Annotated in this window: 37 protein-coding genes; 32 read left to right on the forward strand and 5 right to left on the reverse strand. The window is 53.3% G+C overall.

Translation table 11 applies throughout. The features are described from left to right. Positions 1-26: 26 nt before the first annotated feature. From R0140_RS01885 to R0140_RS01895, 3 genes are all read right to left on the reverse strand, one after another. Positions 27-245: a YheU family protein gene (locus tag R0140_RS01885; RefSeq protein WP_002920151.1), complete on the reverse strand. Its 219-nt coding sequence runs from the start codon at positions 243-245 to the stop codon at positions 27-29. Next, positions 242-1,201 (reverse strand): hydrolase, encoded by a 960-nt coding sequence (locus R0140_RS01890; protein ID WP_229531505.1) that lies wholly within the window; start codon positions 1,199-1,201, stop codon positions 242-244. Before R0140_RS01890 ends, R0140_RS01885 begins: the two co-directional genes overlap by 4 nt. A gap of 264 nt (positions 1,202-1,465) precedes the next feature. After that, positions 1,466-3,370, reverse strand: a complete 1,905-nt coding sequence (locus R0140_RS01895) for an ABC transporter ATP-binding protein (RefSeq protein ID WP_008807036.1) — start codon at positions 3,368-3,370, stop codon at positions 1,466-1,468. 173 nt (positions 3,371-3,543) lie between these two features. On the opposite strand from R0140_RS01895, the gene kefG reads away from it, so the two are divergent. The 4 genes from kefG to slyD all read left to right on the forward strand — a co-directional run bounded on the left by kefG (position 3,544) and on the right by slyD (position 6,795). Next, positions 3,544-4,107, forward strand: coding sequence for a glutathione-regulated potassium-efflux system ancillary protein KefG (gene kefG, locus R0140_RS01900; RefSeq protein ID WP_008807037.1), 564 nt, complete (start codon positions 3,544-3,546; stop codon positions 4,105-4,107). Further along, positions 4,094-5,899, forward strand: coding sequence for a glutathione-regulated potassium-efflux system protein KefB (gene kefB / locus R0140_RS01905; protein WP_012967149.1), 1,806 nt, complete (start codon positions 4,094-4,096; stop codon positions 5,897-5,899). The genes kefG and kefB overlap by 14 nt, the downstream gene beginning before the upstream one ends. A gap of 11 nt (positions 5,900-5,910) precedes the next feature. Continuing rightward, positions 5,911-6,111 carry a YheV family putative zinc ribbon protein gene (locus R0140_RS01910; protein WP_002920143.1) on the forward strand — a complete coding sequence of 67 codons (201 nt, stop codon included), beginning with the start codon at positions 5,911-5,913 and terminating at the stop codon, positions 6,109-6,111. 93 nt (positions 6,112-6,204) lie between these two features. Further along, positions 6,205-6,795 carry a peptidylprolyl isomerase gene (gene slyD / locus R0140_RS01915; protein ID WP_008807039.1) on the forward strand — a complete coding sequence of 197 codons (591 nt, stop codon included), beginning with the start codon at positions 6,205-6,207 and terminating at the stop codon, positions 6,793-6,795. Positions 6,796-6,853: 58 nt separating this feature from the next. Here slyD and R0140_RS01920 read toward each other — a convergent pair whose 3' ends face one another. Beyond that, entirely contained in the window at positions 6,854-7,072 is a 219-nt protein-coding gene (locus R0140_RS01920) for a protein SlyX (RefSeq protein ID WP_002920136.1), read from the reverse strand. Positions 7,073-7,294: 222 nt separating this feature from the next. On the opposite strand from R0140_RS01920, the gene fkpA reads away from it, so the two are divergent. From fkpA to bfr, 11 genes are all read left to right on the forward strand, one after another. Then, on the forward strand, positions 7,295-8,125 hold the full coding sequence (gene fkpA / locus R0140_RS01925) for an FKBP-type peptidyl-prolyl cis-trans isomerase (protein ID WP_012540430.1): 831 nt from the start codon (positions 7,295-7,297) through the stop codon (positions 8,123-8,125). 168 nt (positions 8,126-8,293) lie between these two features. Then, a complete protein-coding gene (locus R0140_RS01930; protein ID WP_002920130.1) occupies positions 8,294-9,016 on the forward strand; it encodes a helix-turn-helix transcriptional regulator in 723 nt (240 codons plus the stop codon). Further along, positions 9,016-9,402 (forward strand): sulfurtransferase complex subunit TusD, encoded by a 387-nt coding sequence (gene tusD / locus R0140_RS01935; RefSeq protein WP_008807041.1) that lies wholly within the window; start codon positions 9,016-9,018, stop codon positions 9,400-9,402. The genes R0140_RS01930 and tusD overlap by 1 nt, the downstream gene beginning before the upstream one ends. Next, positions 9,402-9,761: a sulfurtransferase complex subunit TusC gene (gene tusC, locus R0140_RS01940; RefSeq protein WP_012967152.1), complete on the forward strand. Its 360-nt coding sequence runs from the start codon at positions 9,402-9,404 to the stop codon at positions 9,759-9,761. Before tusD ends, tusC begins: the two co-directional genes overlap by 1 nt. A gap of 7 nt (positions 9,762-9,768) precedes the next feature. Then, entirely contained in the window at positions 9,769-10,056 is a 288-nt protein-coding gene (tusB, locus tag R0140_RS01945; RefSeq protein WP_008807043.1) for a sulfurtransferase complex subunit TusB, read from the forward strand. Positions 10,057-10,180: 124 nt separating this feature from the next. After that, positions 10,181-10,555, forward strand: coding sequence for a 30S ribosomal protein S12 (gene rpsL, locus R0140_RS01950; protein WP_002920115.1), 375 nt, complete (start codon positions 10,181-10,183; stop codon positions 10,553-10,555). A 96-nt stretch (positions 10,556-10,651) separates the two neighbouring features. Further along, positions 10,652-11,122, forward strand: a complete 471-nt coding sequence (gene rpsG, locus R0140_RS01955) for a 30S ribosomal protein S7 (protein WP_008807044.1) — start codon at positions 10,652-10,654, stop codon at positions 11,120-11,122. Between the two features lie 96 nt (positions 11,123-11,218). Then, positions 11,219-13,333: an elongation factor G gene (gene fusA, locus R0140_RS01960; protein WP_008807045.1), complete on the forward strand. Its 2,115-nt coding sequence runs from the start codon at positions 11,219-11,221 to the stop codon at positions 13,331-13,333. Positions 13,334-13,402: 69 nt separating this feature from the next. Continuing rightward, positions 13,403-14,587 (forward strand): elongation factor Tu, encoded by a 1,185-nt coding sequence (gene tuf / locus R0140_RS01965; protein ID WP_012540432.1) that lies wholly within the window; start codon positions 13,403-13,405, stop codon positions 14,585-14,587. Positions 14,588-14,766: 179 nt separating this feature from the next. Next, positions 14,767-14,961 (forward strand): bacterioferritin-associated ferredoxin, encoded by a 195-nt coding sequence (bfd, locus tag R0140_RS01970; RefSeq protein WP_317703935.1) that lies wholly within the window; start codon positions 14,767-14,769, stop codon positions 14,959-14,961. 73 nt (positions 14,962-15,034) lie between these two features. After that, on the forward strand, positions 15,035-15,511 hold the full coding sequence (bfr, locus tag R0140_RS01975; protein WP_004206792.1) for a bacterioferritin: 477 nt from the start codon (positions 15,035-15,037) through the stop codon (positions 15,509-15,511). Here bfr and R0140_RS01980 read toward each other — a convergent pair. Continuing rightward, entirely contained in the window at positions 15,495-15,980 is a 486-nt protein-coding gene (locus tag R0140_RS01980) for a prepilin peptidase (RefSeq protein ID WP_008807047.1), read from the reverse strand. The genes bfr and R0140_RS01980 overlap by 17 nt on opposite strands. A 13-nt stretch (positions 15,981-15,993) precedes the next feature. Here R0140_RS01980 and R0140_RS01985 point away from each other — a divergent pair, with 13 nt between their 5' ends. The 17 genes from R0140_RS01985 (at position 15,994) to rpsH (ending at position 23,477) form a co-directional block, all read left to right on the forward strand. Further along, positions 15,994-16,152, forward strand: coding sequence for a hypothetical protein (locus R0140_RS01985; RefSeq protein ID WP_153242722.1), 159 nt, complete (start codon positions 15,994-15,996; stop codon positions 16,150-16,152). 209 nt (positions 16,153-16,361) lie between these two features. Continuing rightward, on the forward strand, positions 16,362-16,673 hold the full coding sequence (rpsJ, locus tag R0140_RS01990) for a 30S ribosomal protein S10 (protein ID WP_001181005.1): 312 nt from the start codon (positions 16,362-16,364) through the stop codon (positions 16,671-16,673). Between the two features lie 32 nt (positions 16,674-16,705). Further along, positions 16,706-17,335, forward strand: a complete 630-nt coding sequence (gene rplC, locus R0140_RS01995; protein ID WP_002919796.1) for a 50S ribosomal protein L3 — start codon at positions 16,706-16,708, stop codon at positions 17,333-17,335. A 10-nt stretch (positions 17,336-17,345) separates the two neighbouring features. Then, positions 17,346-17,951, forward strand: a complete 606-nt coding sequence (gene rplD / locus R0140_RS02000) for a 50S ribosomal protein L4 (RefSeq protein ID WP_002919794.1) — start codon at positions 17,346-17,348, stop codon at positions 17,949-17,951. Continuing rightward, positions 17,948-18,250 (forward strand): 50S ribosomal protein L23, encoded by a 303-nt coding sequence (gene rplW / locus R0140_RS02005; protein WP_000617546.1) that lies wholly within the window; start codon positions 17,948-17,950, stop codon positions 18,248-18,250. Before rplD ends, rplW begins: the two co-directional genes overlap by 4 nt. Positions 18,251-18,267: 17 nt before the next feature. Beyond that, on the forward strand, positions 18,268-19,089 hold the full coding sequence (gene rplB, locus R0140_RS02010) for a 50S ribosomal protein L2 (RefSeq protein WP_002919786.1): 822 nt from the start codon (positions 18,268-18,270) through the stop codon (positions 19,087-19,089). 16 nt (positions 19,090-19,105) lie between these two features. Further along, positions 19,106-19,384 (forward strand): 30S ribosomal protein S19, encoded by a 279-nt coding sequence (gene rpsS / locus R0140_RS02015; protein ID WP_001138115.1) that lies wholly within the window; start codon positions 19,106-19,108, stop codon positions 19,382-19,384. Between the two features lie 14 nt (positions 19,385-19,398). Then, positions 19,399-19,731, forward strand: coding sequence for a 50S ribosomal protein L22 (gene rplV / locus R0140_RS02020; RefSeq protein WP_002919773.1), 333 nt, complete (start codon positions 19,399-19,401; stop codon positions 19,729-19,731). 17 nt (positions 19,732-19,748) lie between these two features. Then, positions 19,749-20,447: a 30S ribosomal protein S3 gene (gene rpsC / locus R0140_RS02025; protein ID WP_002919766.1), complete on the forward strand. Its 699-nt coding sequence runs from the start codon at positions 19,749-19,751 to the stop codon at positions 20,445-20,447. Between the two features lie 12 nt (positions 20,448-20,459). Then, on the forward strand, positions 20,460-20,870 hold the full coding sequence (gene rplP / locus R0140_RS02030) for a 50S ribosomal protein L16 (RefSeq protein ID WP_002919759.1): 411 nt from the start codon (positions 20,460-20,462) through the stop codon (positions 20,868-20,870). Continuing rightward, positions 20,870-21,061, forward strand: a complete 192-nt coding sequence (gene rpmC / locus R0140_RS02035) for a 50S ribosomal protein L29 (RefSeq protein WP_002919754.1) — start codon at positions 20,870-20,872, stop codon at positions 21,059-21,061. The genes rplP and rpmC overlap by 1 nt, the downstream gene beginning before the upstream one ends. Beyond that, positions 21,061-21,315, forward strand: a complete 255-nt coding sequence (gene rpsQ / locus R0140_RS02040; RefSeq protein ID WP_004106347.1) for a 30S ribosomal protein S17 — start codon at positions 21,061-21,063, stop codon at positions 21,313-21,315. Before rpmC ends, rpsQ begins: the two co-directional genes overlap by 1 nt. A gap of 165 nt (positions 21,316-21,480) precedes the next feature. Further along, positions 21,481-21,852: a 50S ribosomal protein L14 gene (gene rplN / locus R0140_RS02045; RefSeq protein WP_002919748.1), complete on the forward strand. Its 372-nt coding sequence runs from the start codon at positions 21,481-21,483 to the stop codon at positions 21,850-21,852. Positions 21,853-21,862: 10 nt separating this feature from the next. Continuing rightward, positions 21,863-22,177: a 50S ribosomal protein L24 gene (gene rplX, locus R0140_RS02050; RefSeq protein WP_003031122.1), complete on the forward strand. Its 315-nt coding sequence runs from the start codon at positions 21,863-21,865 to the stop codon at positions 22,175-22,177. A 14-nt stretch (positions 22,178-22,191) separates the two neighbouring features. Beyond that, positions 22,192-22,731 carry a 50S ribosomal protein L5 gene (gene rplE, locus R0140_RS02055; protein ID WP_003031123.1) on the forward strand — a complete coding sequence of 180 codons (540 nt, stop codon included), beginning with the start codon at positions 22,192-22,194 and terminating at the stop codon, positions 22,729-22,731. A gap of 14 nt (positions 22,732-22,745) precedes the next feature. Next, entirely contained in the window at positions 22,746-23,051 is a 306-nt protein-coding gene (rpsN, locus tag R0140_RS02060; RefSeq protein WP_002919667.1) for a 30S ribosomal protein S14, read from the forward strand. A gap of 33 nt (positions 23,052-23,084) precedes the next feature. Next, positions 23,085-23,477 (forward strand): 30S ribosomal protein S8, encoded by a 393-nt coding sequence (gene rpsH, locus R0140_RS02065; RefSeq protein ID WP_008807048.1) that lies wholly within the window; start codon positions 23,085-23,087, stop codon positions 23,475-23,477. Positions 23,478-23,488 lie beyond the last annotated feature (11 nt).

The following is a 23,488-nucleotide window of genomic DNA, read 5'->3' on the forward strand; positions in this document are numbered from 1 at the left end:
TGGTTAAACGATGTAGTGGCGTCGCCTTAGCCGTTAAACAGCGCACGCGGCATAATATTGACCGTCTCATGCAGTTCCGACCACACAAGAACCGCCTCTCCGCGTTTCAACTGCTGTTTTACATCGGCGACTTTATCGGCAAGTGAACGTTCATGTTCACCATAATCGGTGCCTTCACGTAACACAAAGCTTTCAATCAGGTTATCCAGCGTTTCGGGATCCAGATCCTGCCAGGGAATAATCATACGGGGGCCTCCAGCCAACGGTTTAACCAGTCCGGGATGCGTCTTTCCAGCCACATCTCCGGCTTACGCAGGGTGCCGCCGACGAAACCAACGTGGCCGCCTTGCTCAGTTAATTGATACTCAACGTTCGCCGGCAGTTGCTCCTGCGGTGGTATGGAGTGGTGATCCATAAATGGATCGTCTTTCGCGTGAATGATGAGCGTTGGCTTAGTGATATCGCTGAGCCGCGGCATGGCGCTGCATTGCCGGTAATAATCCAGCGCATCGGCGAAACCATGGATTTTGGCGGTGATCATATCGTCAAATTCCCGGATGCGGCGCATCCCTTTAAGCTGGCGTAAATCGACAGGCAGTGAGCCAGGATACGCTTTCAGCTTGCGTGAGGCATTGGCTTTTAACAGATTGAGCAGATAGCGCTGATAAACCCGCGAGAAGCCCTTATCCATATGATAGCTGCAGGCTTCCAGCATAAAAGGCGCGGAGACGATCACCGCCGCATCCAGCGGGCAGCGGTCGCCTTCTTCTGCCAGCAGGCAGCCCAGCATATTGCCGCCTAGTGAATAGCCGACGGCTGCGGTCGGCACGGGGCCAAACTCGCGCTGTAGCCAATGCAGAAACCAGGTGCCATCTTCTGTTTCGCCGGAGTGATAGATGCGGTTATTGCGGTTAGGTTCGCCGCTGCAGCCGCGGAAATGCATAACCACGCCCAGCCAGTCGCGCTGCATCGCCGCGTGGATCAGACCATGGGCGTACGGGCTGTGCAGGCTTCCTTCGAGACCATGAAAGACGACGAGGCGCGGCTTATGGCGCGCCTGATGCGGGTCTTCGCTCCAGGCCAGATCGACAAAATCGCCGTCCGGCAGCTCAAGGCGCTGCCAGTGCGGGGTAAAGCGCAATTTACGGCGGATCAGCCGCGGCAGCATGGTTTGCAGATGACGATTGCCCACGCCGCGCATCGGATGGAACTCACGCGAATCGTTTTCGGGGGGCGTCATGTCTGTGGGGATGATTTCAACCATAGCACCAGAACAATTAATAAACGTGATGATGACTATACCGCGCAGGGCGCACAGGGGTTAGCCAATATGTGGTCTTGTGGCCAGCGACGCCAGGTTACAGCAAAAACAAATCATTGATGTCACTGATGGCAGGCCATGGAGAGGGCAGAAACCCACCCTGCCAGCGGCATCGTACGCGCAGGCAGGATGAGGAAGTCAATATTAGCCTTCCTGAAGCATCTGCTCCAGCTGCTCCTGGGCCTCCAGCCAGGCCATTTCACACTCCTCCAGCCCGGACTTCGCGCTGGCCTGCTGCTGCAGGCATTCGGTTAGTTCGGCTTTACGTGAGGCGTCATAAAGCTCACTGTCGCCAAGTTTTTCTTCCGCACTGGCCAACTGCGCGTTGAGCTTGTCCATCTCTTTTTCCAGACGGGCGATCTCTTTGCGCAGCGGTTGGGTCTGGCTGCGCAGTTCCGCTTCCCGACGCTTCTGGTCCTTGCGCGCCTGGGCGCTGTTGCCGCTCTCTTTTGGCGCGTCGCTGCTCTGTGATTCCTGTTTTTGCGAGTCGCTGAGCCACTGCTGATAATCTTCCAGATCGCCGTCGAACGGCTCGACTTTACCGTCATGGACGAGGTACAGATCGTCGGTGGTGGAGCGGATCAGGTGACGATCGTGCGACACGACAACCAGCGCCCCTTCAAAGTCGATCAGCGCTTCGGTTAAGGCCTGACGCATATCGAGGTCAAGGTGGTTGGTCGGTTCATCGAGCAGCAGCAGGTTAGGGCGCTGCCAGACGATCAGGGCCAGTACCAGGCGCGCTTTTTCTCCACCAGAGAAGCGGCGGGTCTCTTCGCTGACCTTATCGCCCTGGAAACCAAAGCCGCCCAGATAATCACGCAGCTTTTGTTCCAGCTCCTGCGGCGCCAGGCGAGCCAGGTGCTGCAGCGGCGATTCATCGGCACGCAGGAACTCAAGCTGATGCTGGGCAAAGTAGCCGAGCTTGATACCTTTTGCGAGGCCGATCTCGCCGCTCACCGGCTGGAGTTCACCTGCCAGCAGCTTAATCAGCGTCGACTTCCCGGCGCCGTTGCGGCCCAGCAGGCCGATGCGCGAGCCCGGCACCAGATTGAGCTTGATGGAGTCGAGGATAATACGCTCGCCGTAGCCGGCGCTGACTTTCTCCATCTTCAGCAGCGGGTTAGGTAGACTCTCTGGCTGGCGGAAACTGAAGTGGAATGGGTTATCTACGTGCGCCGGGGCGATAAGCTCCATCCGCTCCAGCATTTTGATACGGCTTTGCGCCTGCTTGGCCTTGGTGGCCTTCGCGCGGAAGCGGTCGATATAACTTTGTAGATGCGCAACGCGCTGCTGCTGGCTTTCGTACATCGCCTGCTGCTGAGAGAGACGGGTAGCGCGCTGCACTTCGAACGAGCTGTAGTTACCGGTGTACTCAAACATCGTCTGCTGTTCGATATGGATAATTTTGTCGACGATAGGATCGAGAAAATCGCGATCGTGGGAGATCAGGATCAGCGTACCTGTGTAACCCTTAAGCCATTTTTCGAGCCAGATGACGGCATCGAGGTCGAGGTGGTTAGTCGGTTCATCGAGCAGCAGCAGATCGGAGCGGCAAATCAGCGCCTGGGCGAGGTTAAGGCGCATACGCCAGCCGCCGGAAAAATCGCTGACTGGCCGCTCCAGCTGTTCGTTGCTGAATCCCAGACCGTGCAGCAGGCTGGCAGCGCGCGAACGGATGGTCCAGGCGTCGATGGCGTCCAGCTTGCCGTGGACCGTGGCGATGGCATGGCCGTCGTTGCGCTCATTTGCCTGCTGGAGCGCGGCTTCCAGCTGGCGGTATTCACGATCGCCATCAATAACATAATCGATAGCCGGCTGAGGCAGCGCCGGGGTTTCCTGATTCACCCATGCCAGCTGCCAGCTGCCTGGAAAGGTCATACTGCCGCCGTCAGCGCTTATCTCGTTTTTCAAAAGCGATAGCAGCGTCGATTTCCCGCAGCCGTTTTTGCCCACCAGACCGACCTTTTGGCCAGGGTTGATGGTAGCGGTGGCGTTGTCCAGCAGGACGCGTACGCCGCGACGAATTTGTAACGAGGAGAAAACAATCATAAGGCGCCGTATGTTCAGACTATGTTAATTTGTCATTATGATAATGTAGTGTGGAAGCGAATCGCTTCACCGGGCCGCCATGGTAGCCCAAAACGAAGACGATACACAAAGTCATTCTGGCGGTGTCAGAACACCGGGGCTGCGCAGGCCGCCAGAAGACCTACGGGAGGGGAATGATGTCTCAGACAGCGAAAGTGTTGCTGCTGTATGCCCACCCAGAATCTCATGATTCCGTGGCCAACCGGGTTTTATTAGAGCCGGCCTTACAGTTGCCGAACGTCACCGTGCACGATCTTTACGCGCACTATCCGGATTTTTTTATCGATATCGCTCATGAACAGGACCTGCTGCGCCAGCATGAGGTGATTGTTTTCCAGCATCCTTTATATACCTGGAGCTGTCCGGCGCTGCTCAAGGAGTGGCTGGATCGTGTGTTAAGCCGCGGCTTCGCCAGCGGTGCCGGAGGAAACGAACTGGCGGGAAAGTACTGGCGTAGTGTGATCACCACCGGCGAACCTGAGAGCGCCTACCGTCGCGATGCCAATCGCTATCCGATGAACGATATTTTACGTCCTTTTGAACTGACCGCCGGCATGTGCCGTATGCACTGGATGAGCCCCATTATTGTCTACTGGGCACGGCGGCAACAGCCAGAGGAATTGCGTAGCCGCGCTCGGGCCTACCGGGACTGGCTGGCCAATCCCCTTACCGCCGGAGGTATACATGGCGGGATCTGATTTGCTGCTGGCGGGCGTTCTTTTTTTGTTCGCCGCCGTTATTGCCGTACCTCTGGCCTCAAGATTGGGTATTGGCGCGGTGCTGGGCTATCTGCTGGCCGGGATTGCGATTGGCCCGTGGGGACTTGGGTTTATCAGCGATGTGGATGAAATTCTCCATTTCTCTGAGCTCGGCGTAGTGTTTCTGATGTTTATCATCGGCCTGGAGCTTAATCCGGCCAAGCTATGGCGGCTGCGGAGCTCCATCTTCGGCGTCGGCGCGGCGCAGGTGATGCTCAGCGCGGCGATCCTTGGCGGTCTGCTGATGACGACCGGGTTTTCATGGCAGGCGGCGGTGGTCGGCGGGATCGGCCTGGCGATGTCTTCCACCGCCATGGCGCTGCAGCTGATGCGTGAGAAGGGAATGAGCCGCAGCGAATCGGGGCAGTTAGGCTTTTCGGTCCTGCTGTTTCAGGATCTGGCGGTGATCCCGGCGCTGGCGCTGGTGCCCCTGCTGGCCGGTTCCGCGGATGAGCATGTTAACTGGCTGACGGTCGGTATGAAGGTCCTGGCCTTTGCCGGGATGCTGATTGGCGGACGCTATCTGCTGCGGCCGGTGTTCCGTTTCATCGCCAGCTCAGGGGTCAGGGAAGTATTTACTGCCGCCACGCTACTGCTGGTCCTTGGGTCGGCGCTGTTTATGGAGGCGCTGGGGTTGTCGATGGCGCTGGGTACCTTTATCGCCGGCGTGCTGCTGGCGGAAAGCGAGTATCGCCACGAACTGGAAATCGCTATCGATCCGTTCAAGGGGCTGCTGCTTGGGCTGTTCTTTATCTCCGTCGGCATGGCGCTGAACCTTGGCGTGCTGTATACCCATCTGCTGTGGGTGGCGGTGAGTGTGATGGTGCTGGTGGCGGTAAAAATGCTGGTGCTCTATCTGCTGGCCCGTCTCTATGGCCTGCGAAGTTCAGAGCGGATGCAGTTTGCGGGCGTATTAAGCCAGGGCGGTGAGTTCGCGTTTGTCCTCTTTTCGCTGCCCGCCTCTCAGCGGTTGTTCCAGCATGACCAGATGGCGCTGCTGCTGGTGGCGGTGACGTTATCGATGATGACGACGCCGCTGCTGATGAAGGGGATAGATAAGCTATTGTCGCGACGGCTGAATCCGGCAGATGATACCGATGAGGCGCCGTGGGTGGAGGATGACAAGCCGCAGGTGATTATTGTCGGGTTTGGTCGCTTTGGTCAGGTTATCGGTCGCCTGCTGATGGCCAATAAGATGCGTATTACAGTGCTGGAGCGGGACATCAGCGCGGTGAATCTGATGCGAAACTATGGCTACAAAGTCTATTTTGGCGACGCTACCCAGCTGGAGCTGCTGCGCTCGGCGGGAGCGGAAGAGGCGCAGTCGATCGTCATCACCTGTAATGAGCCGGAAGACACCATGCGGCTGGTGGAAATGTGTCAACAACACTTTCCACATCTGCATATTCTGGCCCGCGCACGCGGTCGCGTTGAGGCGCATGAGCTGCTGCAGGCCGGTGTGACGCAGTTTTCTCGTGAAACCTTCTCCAGTGCACTGGAACTGGGGCGCAAAGCGCTCATCACCCTGGGGATGCATCCTCACCAGGCCCAGCGCGCGCAACTGCACTTCCGACGGCTCGATATGCGAATGCTGCGCGAGTTAATGCCAGTGCATACTGATACGGTACAGGTATCTCGCGTGCGGGAAGCCCGACGCGAACTGGAAGAGATTTTTCAGCGTGAAATGCAGAAAGAAAGCCGGCAGCTGGACGGCTGGGACGAGTTTGAATAAAGGTAAATCATATGGCAGTGCGTAAACGTTTTATTGCCGGGGCGAAATGTCCGGCGTGCCAGGCGCAGGATTCGCTGGCGATGTGGCGTGAGAATAATGTCGATGTCGTTGAATGCGTTAAGTGCGGTCATCAGATGCGTGAGGCGGATAAAGAGGCCCGTGAGCATGTACGCAAAGAGGAGCAGGTGATTGGCATTTTTCATCCCGACTAGCGTTATCCGTCGGCTTTTTTTAAGCTAGAGGGTACACGGCTGCAGAATTCCGCTACAATCTGCGCCACTATTCTTCCCATCTCAGGAGATATCATGAAAGTAGCAAAAGACCTGGTGGTCAGCCTGGCCTATCAGGTACGTACAGAAGACGGTGTGTTGGTTGATGAGTCTCCGGTAAGCGCGCCGCTGGATTACCTGCACGGTCACGGCTCCCTGATTTCCGGCCTGGAAAACGCGCTGGATGGCCACGAAGTGGGCGACAAATTTGACGTAGCTGTCGGCGCTAACGACGCTTACGGCCAGTATGACGAAAACCTGGTGCAGCGTGTACCGAAAGACGTCTTTATGGGCGTTGATGAACTGCAGGTTGGTATGCGCTTCCTGGCGGAAACCGATCAGGGTCCAGTACCGGTAGAAATCACTGAAGTTGAAGACGACCACGTTGTGGTTGATGGCAACCACATGCTGGCTGGCCAGAACCTGAAGTTCAATGTGGAAGTTGTCGCTATTCGTGAAGCAACGGCTGAAGAGCTGGAGCATGGTCACGTGCATGGCGCTCATGGCCACGATCACGATCATGACCATGGTCATGACGGTTGCTGCGGCGGCCACGGCCACGATCATGGTCACGACCATGAACACGGCAAAGGTGGTTGCGGTAACGGCGGTTGCGGTTGCCACTAATGGCGTCGCGTTCGCGCGGATAGCCAAAAAAAGCGGGGAAACCCGCTTTTTTTACGTCTCAATAATGGGGAGGCGGCGTCTCTTCTGCCTGAGAGGCGATATGGGACGGTTGGGTCGCCTTCAGTTTCTCGATCATCAGACGCATATGCTCCCGCATCTTCGCCATCTCTATCTCGTGGGCGGTCACGGTTTTATTGAGGTCTTCGATGGTGATTTCCTGAAACGCCAGCCGGCTTTCCAGCTCTGCAAGGCGCGTTTCTAATGTGCTATCGTGCATGGGTAACCTCTTTAGTCTGATCCTGCGAGCGGATTCTACTTAAGTTTCTCTTTTCGCGCAGCATCGCTGCGTCTGACAGGAAACTTATTCATACAAAAATAGTCCTAAAAGAGGCGATATTCAGGAACGTCCGTATGTAGATTTTAACGGCAACGTTCTATAGTACGTTTTTTGCTTTTTACGATAACCCTGGGGTGAGAGGCCCCGGCCCTGGAGAAATGGATGAAATCACTGTTTAAAGTAACGCTGCTGGCGACCACAATGGCCGTCGCCCTGAATGCACCGCTGACCTTTGCTGCAGATGCGGCGGCGAAGGCAGCCCCAGCGGCTGAGAGTAAATCGGCATTTAAAAATGACGATCAGAAATCCGCCTATGCACTGGGCGCGTCTCTCGGGCGTTACATGGAAAACTCCCTGAAAGAACAAGAAAAGCTGGGCATTAAGCTGGACAAAGCCCAGTTGATCGCCGGCGTACAGGACGCGTTTGCCGATAAGAGCAAGCTGTCCGACCAGGAGATCGAACAGACTCTGCAGGCCTTTGAAACGCGCGTGAAGACCGCGGCTCAGCAGAAAATGGAAAAAGACGCGACTGAGAACGAAGCCAAAGGCAAAACCTTCCGCGATAGCTTTGCTAAAGAGAAGGGCGTGAAAACATCGAAAACTGGCCTGCTGTATAAAGTCGAGAAAGAAGGCACTGGTGATGCGCCGAAAGACAGCGACACCGTGGTGGTTAACTACAAAGGCACCCTGATCGACGGTAAAGAGTTTGATAACTCTTATACCCGCGGTGAGCCGCTCTCTTTCCGCCTGGACGGCGTGATCCCGGGCTGGACGGAAGGCCTGAAGAACATCAAGAAAGGCGGAAAAATCAAGCTGGTCATTCCACCGGATCTGGCTTACGGCAAAACCGGCGTTCCGGGGATCCCGGCCAACTCTACGCTGGTCTTTGACGTAGAACTGCTGGATATCAAACCGGCGCCGAAGGCGGATGCACAGCCGGAAGCCGCTGGCGACGCGAAAGCCGCAGACGCGAACGCTGACGCTAAGAAGTAATCGGGTTCAGGCCGCCGTCTCGTCAGAGGCGGCGGCTTTTTTATTGAGCGCAGATATAATTAAAACTGGAAAGATCCTCAGGCGCTGTATTACTTTAGATAGCTTAATAATGATGATGAGCCTGCCCTGACAATAACGACAGGCTCCTGAAAAGGAGTGCTTTTTTTCATGTCCAGGTCGCTTTTAACCAACGAAACCAGCGAGCTTGACCTGCTGGATCAACGTCCCTTTGACCAGACCGATTTCGATATTCTTAAATCTTATGAAGCGGTGGTGGACGGGTTGGCGATGCTCATCGGTTCGCACTGTGAAATCGTGCTGCATTCTTTGCAGGATCTTAAATGCTCTGCCATCCGTATCGCCAATGGTGAACATACCGGCCGCCAAATCGGTTCACCGATTACCGATCTTGCGCTGCGCATGCTGCACGATATGACGGGCGCCGATAGCAGCGTTTCCAAATGCTACTTCACCCGTGCCAAAAGCGGCGTACTGATGAAGTCGGTGACGATAGCCATTCGCAATCGCGATCATCGGGTGATCGGTCTGCTGTGCATCAACATGAATCTGGATGTGCCTTTTTCACAGATCATGAGCACCTTTATTCCGCCAGAAACGCCGGAGGTCAACTCACCGGTGAACTTTGCTTCCTCGGTTGACGATCTGGTCGCGCAGACGCTGGAATTCACCATTGAAGAGGTGAACGCCGATCGCAGCGTGTCTAATAATGCGAAAAACCGCCAAATCGTGCTGAATCTCTACGAAAAAGGGATCTTCGATATCAAAGACGCCATTAACCAGGTGGCCGATCGTCTGAATATCTCCAAGCATACCGTCTACCTCTATATCCGCCAGTTCAAGAGCGGCGATTTCCAGGGGCTGGATAAGTAATGCGTTTTGCCCTCACGGTGACTGGCCCTGCCTATGGGACCCAGCAGGCGAGCAGCGCCTGGCAGTTTGCCCAGGCCGTATTGCAGGAAGGTCATGAACTGGCATGCGTTTTTTTCTATCGCGAAGGCGTGCTCAACGCTAACCAACTGACGGCGCCCGCCAGCGATGAGTTCGATCTGGTGCGCGCGTGGCAATCATTGCACGATGAACAAGGTGTGGCACTACACATCTGCGTGGCGGCTGCCTTGCGTCGAGGCGTAACGGACGAGCGTGAGGCGCAACAGCTCGCGCTGGCCAGCCACAATTTGCAACCCGGCTTCACGCTGAGCGGGCTCGGCGCGCTGGCGGAAGCCGCGCTCACTTGCGATCGGATGGTGCAGTTCTGATGAAACGTGTGGCTTTTATTTTTTCCTCCGCGCCGCACGGCAGCGCCGCCGGCAGGGAAGGGCTCGATGCCTTATTAGCAACCTCCGCGCTCACCGACGAGATTGGCGTGTTCTTTGTAGGCGACGGCGTTTTTCAACTGCTGCCCGATCAACGGCCGGGTGCAGTGCTGGCTCGCGACTACATAGCCACCTTTAAACTGCTGTCACTGTATGACATCGATCAGTGCTGGCTGTGTGCCGACTCCGCGCGGGAGCGCGGTCTGGACCCCGCTACTCCGTGGGCGGTGGATGTCGAATGCCTGGCGCCGGATACCCTGCGCGCCCGTCTGCATGAATTTGATGTGATTTTGCGTTTCTGAGGTCCCCATGCTCCATACGCTCAGTGTTTCTCCCTGGCATGCCGATATTGCAGCAATGCTTCGCGTGATGGATCACGGCGACGATCTGTTATTGCTGTCTGATGGCGTCACGGCGGCCATCGCCGGCGGTCGCTTCCTTGAGATCCTGCAATCCGCCCCCATAACCCTCTATGTGCTGCAAGACGACGTTGACGCCCGCGGGCTGGCTGGTCAAATTGCGGACAGTGTCGGTAGGGTTAGCTATACTGATTTCGTCAGACTCACGGTAAAACATGCCGGTCAGCTGGCCTGGTGATGGCGGGATCGTTGTATATTTCTTGACACCTTTTCGGCACCGCCCTAAAATTCTGCGTCCTCATATTATATGAGGCGATTTATTACGTGTTTACGAAGCAAAAGCTAAAACCAGGAGCTATTTAATGGCAACAATTAACCAGCTGGTACGCAAACCACGCGCACGCAAAGTTGCAAAGAGCAACGTGCCTGCGCTGGAAGCCTGCCCGCAGAAACGTGGCGTATGTACTCGCGTATATACCACCACTCCTAAGAAACCGAACTCCGCACTGCGTAAAGTTTGCCGTGTGCGTCTGACTAACGGTTTCGAAGTCACCTCCTACATCGGTGGTGAAGGTCACAACCTGCAGGAGCACTCCGTGATCCTGATCCGTGGCGGTCGTGTTAAAGACCTTCCGGGTGTTCGTTACCACACCGTTCGTGGTGCGCTTGACTGCTCCGGCGTTAAAGACCGTAAGCAGGCTCGCTCCAAGTACGGCGTGAAGCGTCCTAAGGCTTAATGGTTCTCCGTTAAGTAAGGCCAAACTGATTTACCTTAATGTCATACTAAACTCTTAGAGTTTTGGACAATCCTGAATTAACAACGGAGTATTTCCATGCCACGTCGTCGCGTCATTGGTCAGCGTAAAATTCTGCCGGATCCGAAGTTCGGATCAGAACTGCTGGCTAAATTTGTCAATATCCTGATGGTAGATGGTAAAAAATCTACTGCAGAAGCAATCGTATACAGCGCGCTGGAGACCCTGGCTCAGCGCTCTGGTAAAAATGAACTGGAAGCTTTCGAAGTCGCTCTCGACAACGTGCGCCCGACTGTAGAAGTTAAGTCTCGCCGCGTTGGTGGTTCTACTTATCAGGTTCCAGTTGAAGTTCGTCCGGTTCGTCGTAATGCTCTGGCAATGCGTTGGATCGTTGAAGCTGCTCGTAAACGCGGTGATAAATCCATGGCTCTGCGCCTGGCGAACGAACTCACTGATGCTGCAGACAACAAAGGTACTGCAGTTAAGAAACGTGAAGACGTTCACCGTATGGCCGAAGCCAACAAGGCGTTCGCACACTACCGTTGGTAATCCCTTCGGAGTCATAGTCACCAGGCGGGCGCTTCAGATGAGTCGCCCGCTCTGGATAACTTAACTGAACGCCTAAAGAAATAAACGAGGAATCAAATGGCTCGTACAACACCCATCGCACGCTACCGTAACATCGGTATCAGTGCGCACATCGACGCCGGTAAAACCACTACTACCGAACGTATTCTGTTCTACACCGGTGTAAACCACAAAATCGGTGAAGTTCATGACGGCGCCGCTACCATGGACTGGATGGAGCAGGAGCAGGAACGTGGTATCACCATCACTTCCGCTGCGACTACTGCATTCTGGTCTGGTATGGCTAAGCAGTATGAACCGCACCGTGTAAACATCATCGACACCCCGGGGCACGTTGACTTCACTATCGAAGTAGAACGTTCCATGCGTGTTCTTGATGGTGCGGTAATGGTTTACTGCGCAGTTGGTGGTGTTCAGCCACAGTCTGAAACCGTATGGCGTCAGGCAAACAAATATAAAGTTCCGCGCATTGCGTTCGTTAACAAAATGGACCGCATGGGTGCGAACTTCCTGAAAGTTGTTGGTCAGATCAAAACCCGTCTGGGCGCGAACCCGGTTCCGCTGCAGCTGGCGATTGGTGCTGAAGAAGGTTTCACCGGTGTTGTTGACCTGGTGAAAATGAAAGCCATCAACTGGAACGATGCAGACCAGGGCGTTACCTTCGAATACGAAGATATCCCGGCTGACATGCAGGACCTGGCTGACGAATGGCACCAGAACCTGATCGAGTCCGCTGCGGAAGCTTCCGAAGAGCTGATGGAGAAATACCTGGGTGGTGAAGAACTGACTGAAGAAGAGATCAAAAAAGCTCTGCGTCAGCGTGTTCTGAACAACGAAATCATCCTGGTAACCTGCGGTTCTGCGTTCAAGAACAAAGGTGTTCAGGCGATGCTGGATGCGGTAATTGATTACCTGCCATCCCCGGTTGATGTTCCGGCAATCAACGGTATTCTGGACGACGGTAAAGATACCCCGGCTGAGCGTCACGCAAGCGACGAAGAGCCGTTCTCTGCACTGGCGTTCAAAATCGCTACCGACCCGTTTGTTGGTAACCTGACCTTCTTCCGTGTGTACTCCGGTGTGGTTAACTCTGGTGATACCGTACTGAACTCCGTGAAAGCTGCACGTGAGCGTTTCGGTCGTATCGTACAGATGCACGCTAACAAACGTGAAGAGATCAAAGAAGTTCGCGCGGGCGACATCGCTGCTGCTATCGGTCTGAAAGACGTAACCACTGGTGACACCCTGTGTGACCCGGATGCGCCGATCATTCTGGAGCGTATGGAATTCCCTGAGCCGGTAATCTCCATCGCCGTTGAGCCGAAAACCAAAGCTGACCAGGAAAAAATGGGTCTGGCTCTGGGTCGTCTGGCTAAAGAAGACCCGTCATTCCGCGTATGGACTGACGAAGAGTCTAACCAGACCATCATCGCCGGTATGGGTGAGCTGCACCTCGACATCATCGTTGACCGTATGAAGCGTGAATTCAACGTTGAAGCGAACGTCGGTAAACCTCAGGTTGCTTACCGTGAAGCGATTCGCGCGAAAGTTACCGATATCGAAGGTAAACACGCCAAGCAGTCTGGTGGTCGTGGTCAGTACGGTCACGTTGTGATCGACATGTACCCGCTGGAGCCGGGCTCTAACCCGAAAGGTTACGAGTTCATCAACGACATCAAAGGTGGTGTAATTCCTGGCGAATACATCCCGGCCGTTGATAAAGGCATCCAGGAACAGCTGAAAGCTGGTCCGCTGGCAGGTTACCCGGTAGTTGATATGGGTATCCGTCTGCACTTCGGTTCTTACCACGACGTTGACTCCTCTGAGCTGGCGTTTAAACTGGCTGCGTCTATTGCCTTTAAAGAAGGCTTTAAGAAAGCAAAACCAGTTCTGCTTGAGCCGATCATGAAGGTTGAAGTAGAAACTCCGGAAGAGAACACTGGTGATGTTATCGGTGACTTGAGCCGTCGTCGCGGTATGCTGCGCGGTCAGGAATCCGAAGTAACCGGCGTTAAGATCCACGCTGAAGTACCGCTGTCCGAAATGTTCGGTTATGCAACTCAGCTGCGTTCTCTGACCAAAGGTCGTGCATCATACACCATGGAATTCCTGAAGTATGATGATGCGCCGAACAACGTTGCTCAGGCCGTTATTGAAGCCCGTGGTAAATAATCCACAGGATTAAAACCTAAGTCCCGTGTTCTCTCCGAAGGGGAGAGCACTATAGTAAGGAATATAGCCGTGTCTAAAGAAAAATTTGAACGTACAAAACCGCACGTCAACGTTGGTACTATCGGCCACGTTGACCATGGTAAAACTACCCTGACTGCTGCCATCACTACCGTTCTGGCTAAAACCTACGGTGGTTCTGCTCGTGCATTCGACCAGATCGATAACGCACCGGAAGAAAAAGCTCGTGGTATCACCATCAACACCTCTCACGTTGAATATGACACCCCGACTCGCCACTACGCACACGTAGACTGCCCGGGCCACGCCGACTATGTTAAAAACATGATCACCGGTGCTGCGCAGATGGACGGCGCGATCCTGGTTGTTGCTGCGACTGACGGCCCGATGCCGCAGACTCGTGAGCACATCCTGCTGGGTCGTCAGGTAGGCGTTCCGTACATCATCGTGTTCCTGAACAAATGCGACATGGTTGATGACGAAGAGCTGCTGGAACTGGTTGAGATGGAAGTTCGTGAACTGCTGTCTCAGTACGATTTCCCGGGCGACGACACTCCGATCGTTCGTGGTTCTGCTCTGAAAGCGCTGGAAGGCGACGCAGAGTGGGAAGCAAAAATCATCGAACTGGCTGGCCACCTGGATACCTATATCCCGGAACCAGAGCGTGCGATTGACAAGCCGTTCCTGCTGCCGATCGAAGACGTATTCTCCATCTCCGGTCGTGGTACCGTTGTTACCGGTCGTGTAGAGCGCGGTATCATCAAAGTCGGTGAAGAAGTTGAAATCGTTGGTATCAAAGACACCGCGAAAACCACCTGTACTGGCGTTGAAATGTTCCGCAAACTGCTGGACGAAGGCCGTGCTGGTGAGAACGTTGGTGTTCTGCTGCGTGGTATCAAACGTGAAGAAATCGAACGTGGTCAGGTACTGGCTAAGCCGGGCAGCATCAAGCCGCACACCAAGTTCGAATCTGAAGTGTACATCCTGTCCAAAGACGAAGGCGGCCGTCATACTCCGTTCTTCAAAGGCTACCGTCCGCAGTTCTACTTCCGTACTACTGACGTGACTGGCACCATCGAACTGCCGGAAGGCGTAGAGATGGTTATGCCGGGCGACAACATCAAAATGGTTGTTACCCTGATCCACCCGATCGCGATGGACGACGGTCTGCGTTTCGCAATCCGTGAAGGCGGCCGTACCGTTGGCGCGGGCGTTGTAGCTAAAGTTCTGGGCTAATTCGTTAGCTTCGAATAAAAAGGGCGCTTCGGCGCCCTTTTTGCTGCGCGCAGTTCCGCGAAATAACGTGTACAACACACCATTCATAACGTGCGCTGCGGCGGATAATGCGCAAATGGTCTATTGTAATCATAACTATTCTCATTTAATATTTGTGCATAAATTGAACGGGAGTTTATATGTACGTTTGTTTGTGCAATGGCGTTAGCGATAAAAAAATTCGCCAGATTGTTCGCCAGTTTCAACCGCAATCTTTTCAGCAATTACGTAAGTTTGTTCCCGTTGGAAATCAATGCGGTAAGTGTGTTCGAGCTGCACGTGAAGTGATGGAAGATGAATTAACCACCATGCCGGAATTCAAAGAAATCGCCTGAAGTCCGCGCTTCTCTTTTGACATCCCTATAGGCCGGACTACGCTTCAATAAGTGGAAGCGGAGGGACTATATAATGAAAGGTGATGTCAAAATCATAAGTTATCTCAATAAATTATTGGGAAATGAGCTGGTCGCAATCAATCAGTACTTTCTCCATGCGAGAATGTTCAAAAACTGGGGTCTGATGCGCCTCAACGATATTGAGTACCACGAATCAATTGATGAAATGAAGCACGCCGATAAGTACATCGAGCGTATTCTTTTCCTCGAAGGCATTCCTAATCTGCAGGATCTCGGCAAACTTGGCATCGGTGAAGATGTGGAAGAGATGCTGCAGTCAGATTTACGCCTGGAGCTGGAAGGCGCGCAAAACCTGCGTGAAGCGATCGCCTATGCCGACAGCGTACATGACTATGTCAGCCGCGATATGATGATTGAGATCCTGGCGGATGAAGAAGGCCATATCGACTGGCTGGAAACCGAACTCGATCTCATTGGCAAAATTGGCCTGCAAAATTACCTGCAGTCGCAGATCAAAGTGTCAGATTAGCCAGCGTTTGCCACCCGCACCAGAAACCTGCTGCCGCCAGAAATGGCCCAAATGGCAGCGGGTTATTCTTTTCCCATTTTCTGTTGCCGCCGCACCTGGCGGACAGTCCCAATATCACCCACGTCATGCCAGCGAGCAATGACGCTACCAGCACCAGCTGCGGCAGCATTCGCCAGCCATGCCAGGCCCCAAGGGCGGCGAGATATTTTATATCGCCATAGCCTAATCCTTCATGCCCACGGACCCTGCGGTATAGCCAATAAAGGGCGGCAAACGAGAGATAGCCGGCTAGTGCTCCCCAGACAGCCTCGTTGAGCTGATGCGGCGCCAGACAGAGATAAAAAAGCAAGCCGCTCCATAGCAGGGGACAGGTGAAACGGTCTGGCAGCAAGCCGTAACGCAGGTCCTGCTGACATAATGCTAGCGTCAATCCGCTATAGCACAGTAAGAAGGGGAGGGCGGCGAGCATAGGTTACCCCGTGATGAGCAATGAACATGGCCTCACTATGCTTATCGGCTCGGCGCAGGGCAAAATGCAATTTTCGAGAGTGGATGGCGCTTTGCGGATTTATTGGCAGCGTTACGGCGCTTGCACAGCGCACTATCGCGAAGACGCGCAAATCCCGGTGATGATTTTCTAAACAGCGCTTGCGTCGTGCCAGAATTTGCGTATAATGCGCGGGCCTGTCAAAGTTGACAGCCGGTTCGATATGAACCCTGATAGTGCTTTTTGCTATCAAACAATGTCCCCAATCGGGGGACTATGTAAGAACGGTTACACTCTCCCATCAATCGTAATGGGTATGAGGAGTAATCATTTCGTCTATAAAATAATTGGAGCTCTGGTCTCATGCAGAACCAAAGAATCCGTATCCGCCTTAAAGCGTTTGATCATCGTCTGATCGATCAATCAACCGCGGAAATCGTCGAGACTGCTAAGCGCACTGGTGCGCAAGTCCGTGGTCCGATCCCGCTGCCGACCCGCAAAGAGCGCTTTACCGTTCTGATCTCCCCGCACGTCAACAAAGACGCGCGTGATCAGTACGAGATTCGCACTCACAAGCGTCTGGTTGACATCGTTGAGCCAACTGAAAAAACCGTTGATGCTCTGATGCGTCTGGATCTGGCTGCCGGTGTAGACGTGCAGATCAGCCTGGGTTAATCAGGTCATCGAGCGATTGAGAGGTTGAAACAATGATTGGTTTAGTCGGTAAAAAAGTGGGCATGACCCGCATCTTCACTGAAGATGGCGTATCTATCCCAGTAACCGTAATCGAAGTTGAAGCAAACCGCGTTACTCAGGTTAAAGACCTGGCTAACGATGGCTACCGCGCAATCCAGGTTACCACCGGTGCTAAAAAAGCTAACCGTGTAACCAAGCCGGAAGCGGGTCACTTCGCTAAAGCTGGCGTTGAAGCTGGCCGTGGTCTGTGGGAATTCCGTCTTGCTGACGGCGAAGAATTCACCGTAGGTCAGAACATTAGCGTTGAACTGTTTGCTGACGTTAAAAAAGTTGACGTAACCGGTACCTCTAAAGGTAAAGGTTTTGCTGGTACCGTTAAGCGCTGGAACTTCCGTACCCAGGACGCTACTCACGGTAACTCCTTGTCTCACCGCGTTCCGGGTTCTATCGGTCAGAACCAGACTCCGGGCAAAGTGTTCAAAGGCAAGAAAATGGCAGGTCAGCTGGGTAATGAGCGTGTAACCGTTCAGAGCCTGGACGTAGTACGTGTTGACGCTGAGCGCAACCTGCTGCTGGTTAAAGGTGCTGTCCCGGGTGCTACCGGTAGCGACCTGATCGTTAAACCAGCTGTGAAGGCGTGAGGAGATAGCAATGGAATTAGTATTGAAAGACGCGCAGAGCGCGCTGACTGTTTCCGAAACTACCTTCGGTCGTGATTTCAACGAAGCGCTGGTTCACCAGGTTGTTGTTGCTTATGCAGCTGGTGCGCGTCAGGGCACTCGTGCTCAGAAGACTCGTGCTGAAATCACTGGCTCCGGTAAAAAACCGTGGCGCCAGAAAGGTACCGGCCGTGCGCGTTCTGGTTCTATCAAGAGCCCGATCTGGCGTTCCGGTGGCGTGACCTTCGCTGCTCGTCCGCAGGACCACAGTCAAAAAGTTAACAAGAAGATGTACCGCGGCGCGCTGAAAAGCATTCTGTCCGAACTGGTACGTCAGGATCGTCTGATCGTTGTCGAGAAGTTCTCTGTTGAAGCGCCGAAAACTAAGCTGCTGGCACAGAAACTGAAAGACATGGCTCTGGAAGATGTGCTGATCATCACCGGTGAGCTGGACGAGAACCTGTTCCTGGCCGCACGTAACCTGCACAAGGTTGACGTACGTGATGCGAACGGTATCGACCCGGTTAGCCTGATCGCCTTCGACAAAGTCGTAATGACTGCTGATGCTGTTAAGCAAGTTGAGGAGATGCTGGCATGATTCGTGAAGAACGTCTGCTGAAGGTGCTGCGCGCACCGCACGTTTCTGAAAAAGCGTCTACTGCGATGGAAAAAACAAACACCATCGTTCTCAAAGTTGCTAAAGACGCGACCAAAGCAGAAATCAAAGCTGCTGTGCAGAAACTGTTTGAAGTCGAAGTCGAAGTCGTTAACACCCTGGTAGTTAAAGGGAAAGTTAAACGTCACGGACAGCGTATCGGTCGTCGTAGCGACTGGAAAAAAGCTTACGTCACCCTGAAGGAAGGCCAGAATCTGGACTTCGTTGGCGGCGCTGAGTAAGTCGGAGGAGTAATACAATGGCAGTTGTTAAATGTAAACCGACATCTCCGGGTCGTCGCCACGTCGTTAAAGTGGTTAACCCAGAGCTGCACAAGGGCAAACCTTTTGCTCCGTTGCTGGAAAAAAACAGCAAATCCGGTGGTCGTAACAACAATGGCCGTATCACCACCCGTCATATCGGTGGTGGCCACAAGCAGGCTTACCGTATTGTTGACTTCAAACGCAACAAAGATGGTATCCCGGCAGTTGTTGAACGTCTTGAGTACGATCCGAACCGCTCCGCGAACATCGCGCTGGTTCTGTACAAAGACGGCGAGCGCCGTTACATCCTGGCCCCGAAAGGCCTGAAAGCTGGTGACCAGATTCAGTCTGGCGTTGATGCTGCAATCAAAGCAGGCAACACCCTGCCGATGCGCAATATCCCGGTTGGTTCTACCGTTCATAACGTAGAAATGAAACCAGGTAAAGGCGGTCAGCTGGCACGTTCCGCTGGTACTTACGTTCAGATCGTTGCTCGTGATGGTGCTTATGTCACCCTGCGTCTGCGTTCTGGTGAAATGCGTAAAGTCGAAGCAGACTGCCGCGCTACTCTGGGCGAAGTTGGCAATGCTGAGCATATGCTGCGCGTTCTGGGTAAAGCAGGTGCTGCACGCTGGCGTGGTGTTCGTCCTACCGTTCGCGGTACTGCGATGAACCCAGTAGACCACCCACATGGTGGTGGTGAAGGTCGTAACTTTGGTAAGCACCCGGTATCCCCGTGGGGCCTGCAGACCAAAGGTAAGAAGACCCGCAGCAACAAGCGTACTGATAAATTCATCGTACGTCGCCGTAGCAAATAATTTTAGAGGATAAGCCATGCCACGTTCTCTCAAGAAAGGTCCTTTTATTGACCTGCACTTGCTGAAGAAGGTAGAGAAAGCGGTGGAAAGCGGAGACAAGAAGCCCCTGCGCACTTGGTCCCGTCGTTCAACGATCTTTCCTAACATGATCGGTTTGACCATCGCTGTCCATAATGGTCGTCAGCACGTTCCAGTCTTTGTTTCCGACGAAATGGTTGGTCACAAACTGGGTGAATTCGCACCGACTCGTACTTATCGCGGCCACGCTGCTGATAAAAAAGCGAAGAAGAAATAAGGTAGGAGGAAGAGATGGAAACTTTAGCTCAACATCGCCATGCTCGTTCTTCTGCTCAGAAGGTTCGCCTCGTAGCTGACCTGATTCGCGGTAAGAAAGTGTCGCAGGCCCTGGATATTCTGACCTACACCAACAAAAAAGCTGCTGTACTGGTCAAGAAGGTACTGGAATCTGCCATTGCTAACGCTGAACACAACGATGGCGCTGACATTGATGATCTGAAAGTTGCGAAAATTTTCGTAGACGAAGGCCCGAGCATGAAGCGCATTATGCCGCGTGCTAAAGGTCGTGCAGATCGCATCCTGAAGCGCACCAGCCACATCACTGTGGTTGTGTCCGATCGCTGAGACTCTGGAGACTAGCAATGGGTCAGAAAGTACATCCTAATGGTATTCGCCTGGGTATTGTCAAACCATGGAACTCTACCTGGTTCGCGAACACCAAAGAATTCGCTGACAACCTGGACAGCGATTTTAAAGTACGTCAGTTCCTGACAAAAGAACTGGCTAAAGCGTCTGTATCTCGCATCGTTATCGAGCGTCCGGCTAAGAGCATCCGTGTGACCATTCACACTGCTCGCCCGGGTATCGTTATCGGTAAGAAAGGCGAAGACGTAGAAAAACTGCGCAAGGTCGTAGCGGATATCGCTGGCGTACCTGCACAGATCAATATTGCCGAAGTTCGTAAGCCTGAACTGGACGCTAAATTGGTTGCTGACAGCATCACTTCTCAGCTGGAACGTCGCGTTATGTTCCGTCGTGCGATGAAGCGTGCTGTACAGAACGCAATGCGTCTGGGCGCTAAAGGTATCAAAGTTGAAGTTAGCGGCCGTCTGGGCGGCGCGGAAATCGCACGTACCGAATGGTACCGTGAAGGTCGCGTACCGCTGCACACTCTGCGTGCTGACATCGACTACAACACCTCTGAAGCGCACACCACTTACGGTGTAATCGGCGTTAAGGTATGGATCTTCAAAGGTGAGATCCTGGGTGGTATGGCTGCTGTTGAACAACCGGAACCGGCTGCTCAACCTAAAAAGCAGCAGCGTAAAGGCCGTAAATAAGGAGCGTCGCTGATGTTACAACCAAAGCGTACAAAATTCCGTAAAGTGCACAAAGGCCGCAACCGTGGTCTGGCGCAGGGTACGGATGTTAGCTTCGGCACTTTCGGTCTGAAAGCTGTTGGCCGTGGTCGTCTGACTGCCCGTCAGATCGAAGCAGCACGTCGTGCTATGACCCGTGCAGTTAAGCGTCAAGGTAAGATCTGGATCCGTGTATTCCCGGACAAACCGATCACCGAGAAGCCGTTGGAAGTTCGTATGGGTAAAGGTAAAGGTAACGTGGAGTACTGGGTTGCCTTGATTCAGCCGGGTAAAGTCCTGTATGAAATGGACGGCGTACCGGAAGAGCTGGCCCGTGAAGCATTCGGCCTGGCAGCAGCGAAACTGCCGATCAAAACCACCTTTGTAACTAAGACGGTGATGTAATGAAAGCAAAAGAGCTGCGTGAAAAAAGCGTTGAAGAGCTGAACGCTGAGCTGCTGAACCTGCTGCGTGAGCAGTTCAACCTGCGTATGCAGGCTGCAAGTGGCCAGCTGCAACAGACTCATCTGCTGAAGCAAGTGCGTCGTGATGTTGCACGCGTTAAGACTTTACTGACTCAGAAGGCGGGTGCGTAATGACCGATAAAATCCGTACTCTGCAAGGTCGCGTAGTTAGCGACAAAATGGAGAAATCCATTGTTGTTGCTATCGAACGTATGGTGAAACACCCGGTATACGGCAAATTCATCAAACGTACGACCAAACTGCACGTACATGACGAGAACAACGAATGCGGTATCGGTGACGTGGTTGAAATCCGCGAATGCCGTCCGCTGTCCAAGACTAAGTCCTGGACGCTGGTTCGCGTTGTAGAGAAAGCGGTTCTGTAATAGAGTACGCATTCTCGATACGGATAAACGGCTCAGCGATGAGCCGTTTATTTTTTCTACCCATATCTGGTTTGTGGTGTTATAATGCCGCGCCCTCGATATGGGGCTTTTTAACGACCCTAATTTTCGGGTCTCAGTAGTAGTTGACATTAGCGGAGCACTAAAATGATCCAAGAACAGACTATGCTGAACGTCGCCGACAACTCCGGTGCACGTCGCGTAATGTGTATCAAGGTTCTGGGTGGCTCGCACCGTCGCTACGCAGGCGTAGGCGACATCATCAAGATCACCATCAAGGAAGCAATTCCGCGTGGTAAGGTCAAAAAAGGTGATGTGCTGAAGGCGGTAGTGGTGCGCACCAAGAAGGGTGTTCGTCGCCCGGACGGTTCTGTCATTCGCTTCGATGGTAATGCATGCGTTATTCTGAACAATAACAGCGAGCAGCCTATCGGTACGCGTATTTTTGGGCCGGTAACTCGTGAACTTCGTACCGAGAAGTTCATGAAAATTATCTCTCTGGCACCAGAAGTACTCTAAGGAGCGAATCATGGCAGCTAAAATCCGTCGTGATGACGAAGTTATCGTGTTAACCGGTAAAGATAAAGGTAAACGCGGTAAAGTAAAAAATGTCCTGTCTTCCGGCAAGGTCATTGTTGAAGGTATCAACCTGGTTAAGAAACATCAGAAGCCGGTTCCGGCCCTGAACCAACCAGGCGGCATTGTAGAGAAAGAAGCAGCTATTCAGATCTCTAACCTTGCTATCTTCAACGCGGCAACCGGCAAGGCTGACCGTGTAGGCTTTAGATTCGAAGACGGCAAAAAAGTCCGTTTCTTCAAATCTAATAGCGAAACTATCAAGTAATTTGGAGTAGTACGATGGCGAAACTGCATGATTACTACAAAGACGAAGTAGTCGCTAAACTCATGACTGAGTTTAACTACAATTCTGTCATGCAAGTCCCTCGGGTCGAGAAGATCACCCTGAACATGGGTGTTGGTGAAGCGATCGCTGACAAGAAACTGCTGGATAACGCAGCAGCTGACCTGACAGCAATCTCCGGTCAAAAACCGCTGATCACCAAAGCACGCAAATCAGTTGCAGGCTTCAAAATCCGTCAGGGCTATCCGATCGGCTGTAAAGTAACTCTGCGCGGCGAGCGCATGTGGGAGTTCTTTGAGCGCCTGATCACTATTGCTGTACCGCGTATCCGTGACTTCCGTGGCTTGTCCGCTAAGTCTTTCGACGGCCGTGGTAACTACAGCATGGGTGTCCGTGAGCAGATCATCTTCCCAGAAATCGACTACGATAAAGTCGACCGCGTTCGTGGTTTGGATATTACCATTACCACTACTGCGAAATCTGATGAAGAAGGCCGCGCTCTGCTGGCTGCCTTTGACTTCCCGTTCCGCAAGTAAGGTAGGGTTACTTAATGGCTAAGCAATCAATGAAAGCACGCGAAGTAAAGCGCGTGGCTTTAGCTGATAAATTCTTCGCTAAACGCGCTGAACTGAAAGCTATCATCTCTGATGTGAACGCAACCGACGAAGATCGTTGGAACGCTGTTCTCAAGCTGCAGACTCTGCCGCGTGATTCCAGCCCGTCTCGTCAGCGTAATCGCTGCCGTCAAACAGGTCGTCCGCATGGTTTCCTGCGGAAGTTCGGGTTGAGCCGTATTAAGGTCCGTGAAGCCGCTATGCGCGGTGAAATCCCGGGTCTGAAAAAGGCTAGCTGGTAATTGTCACCAATTGAATCACGGGAGTAAAGACAGATGAGCATGCAAGATCCGATCGCGGATATGCTGACCCGTATCCGTAACGGTCAGGCCGCGAATAAAGCTGCGGTCACCATGCCTTCCTCCAAGCTGAAAGTGGCAATTGCCAACGTGCTGAAGGAAGAAGGCTTTATTGAAGATTTTAAAGTTGAAGGCGACATCAAGCCGGAACTGGAACTGACTCTTAAGTATTTCCAGGGTAAAGCTGTTGTAGAAAGCATTCAGCGTGTCAGCCGCCCAGGTCTGCGCATCTACAAACGTAAAGATGAGCTGCCGAAAGTTATGGCGGGTCTGGGTATCGCAGTTGTTTCTACCTCTAAAGGTGTTATGACTGATCGTGCAGCGCGCCAGGCTGGTCTTGGTGGCGAAATTATCTGCTACGTAGCCTAATCGGAGGAAAA

Source organism: Klebsiella sp. w6, assembly GCF_033100215.1.
GTDB lineage: Bacteria > Pseudomonadota > Gammaproteobacteria > Enterobacterales > Enterobacteriaceae > Klebsiella > Klebsiella variicola.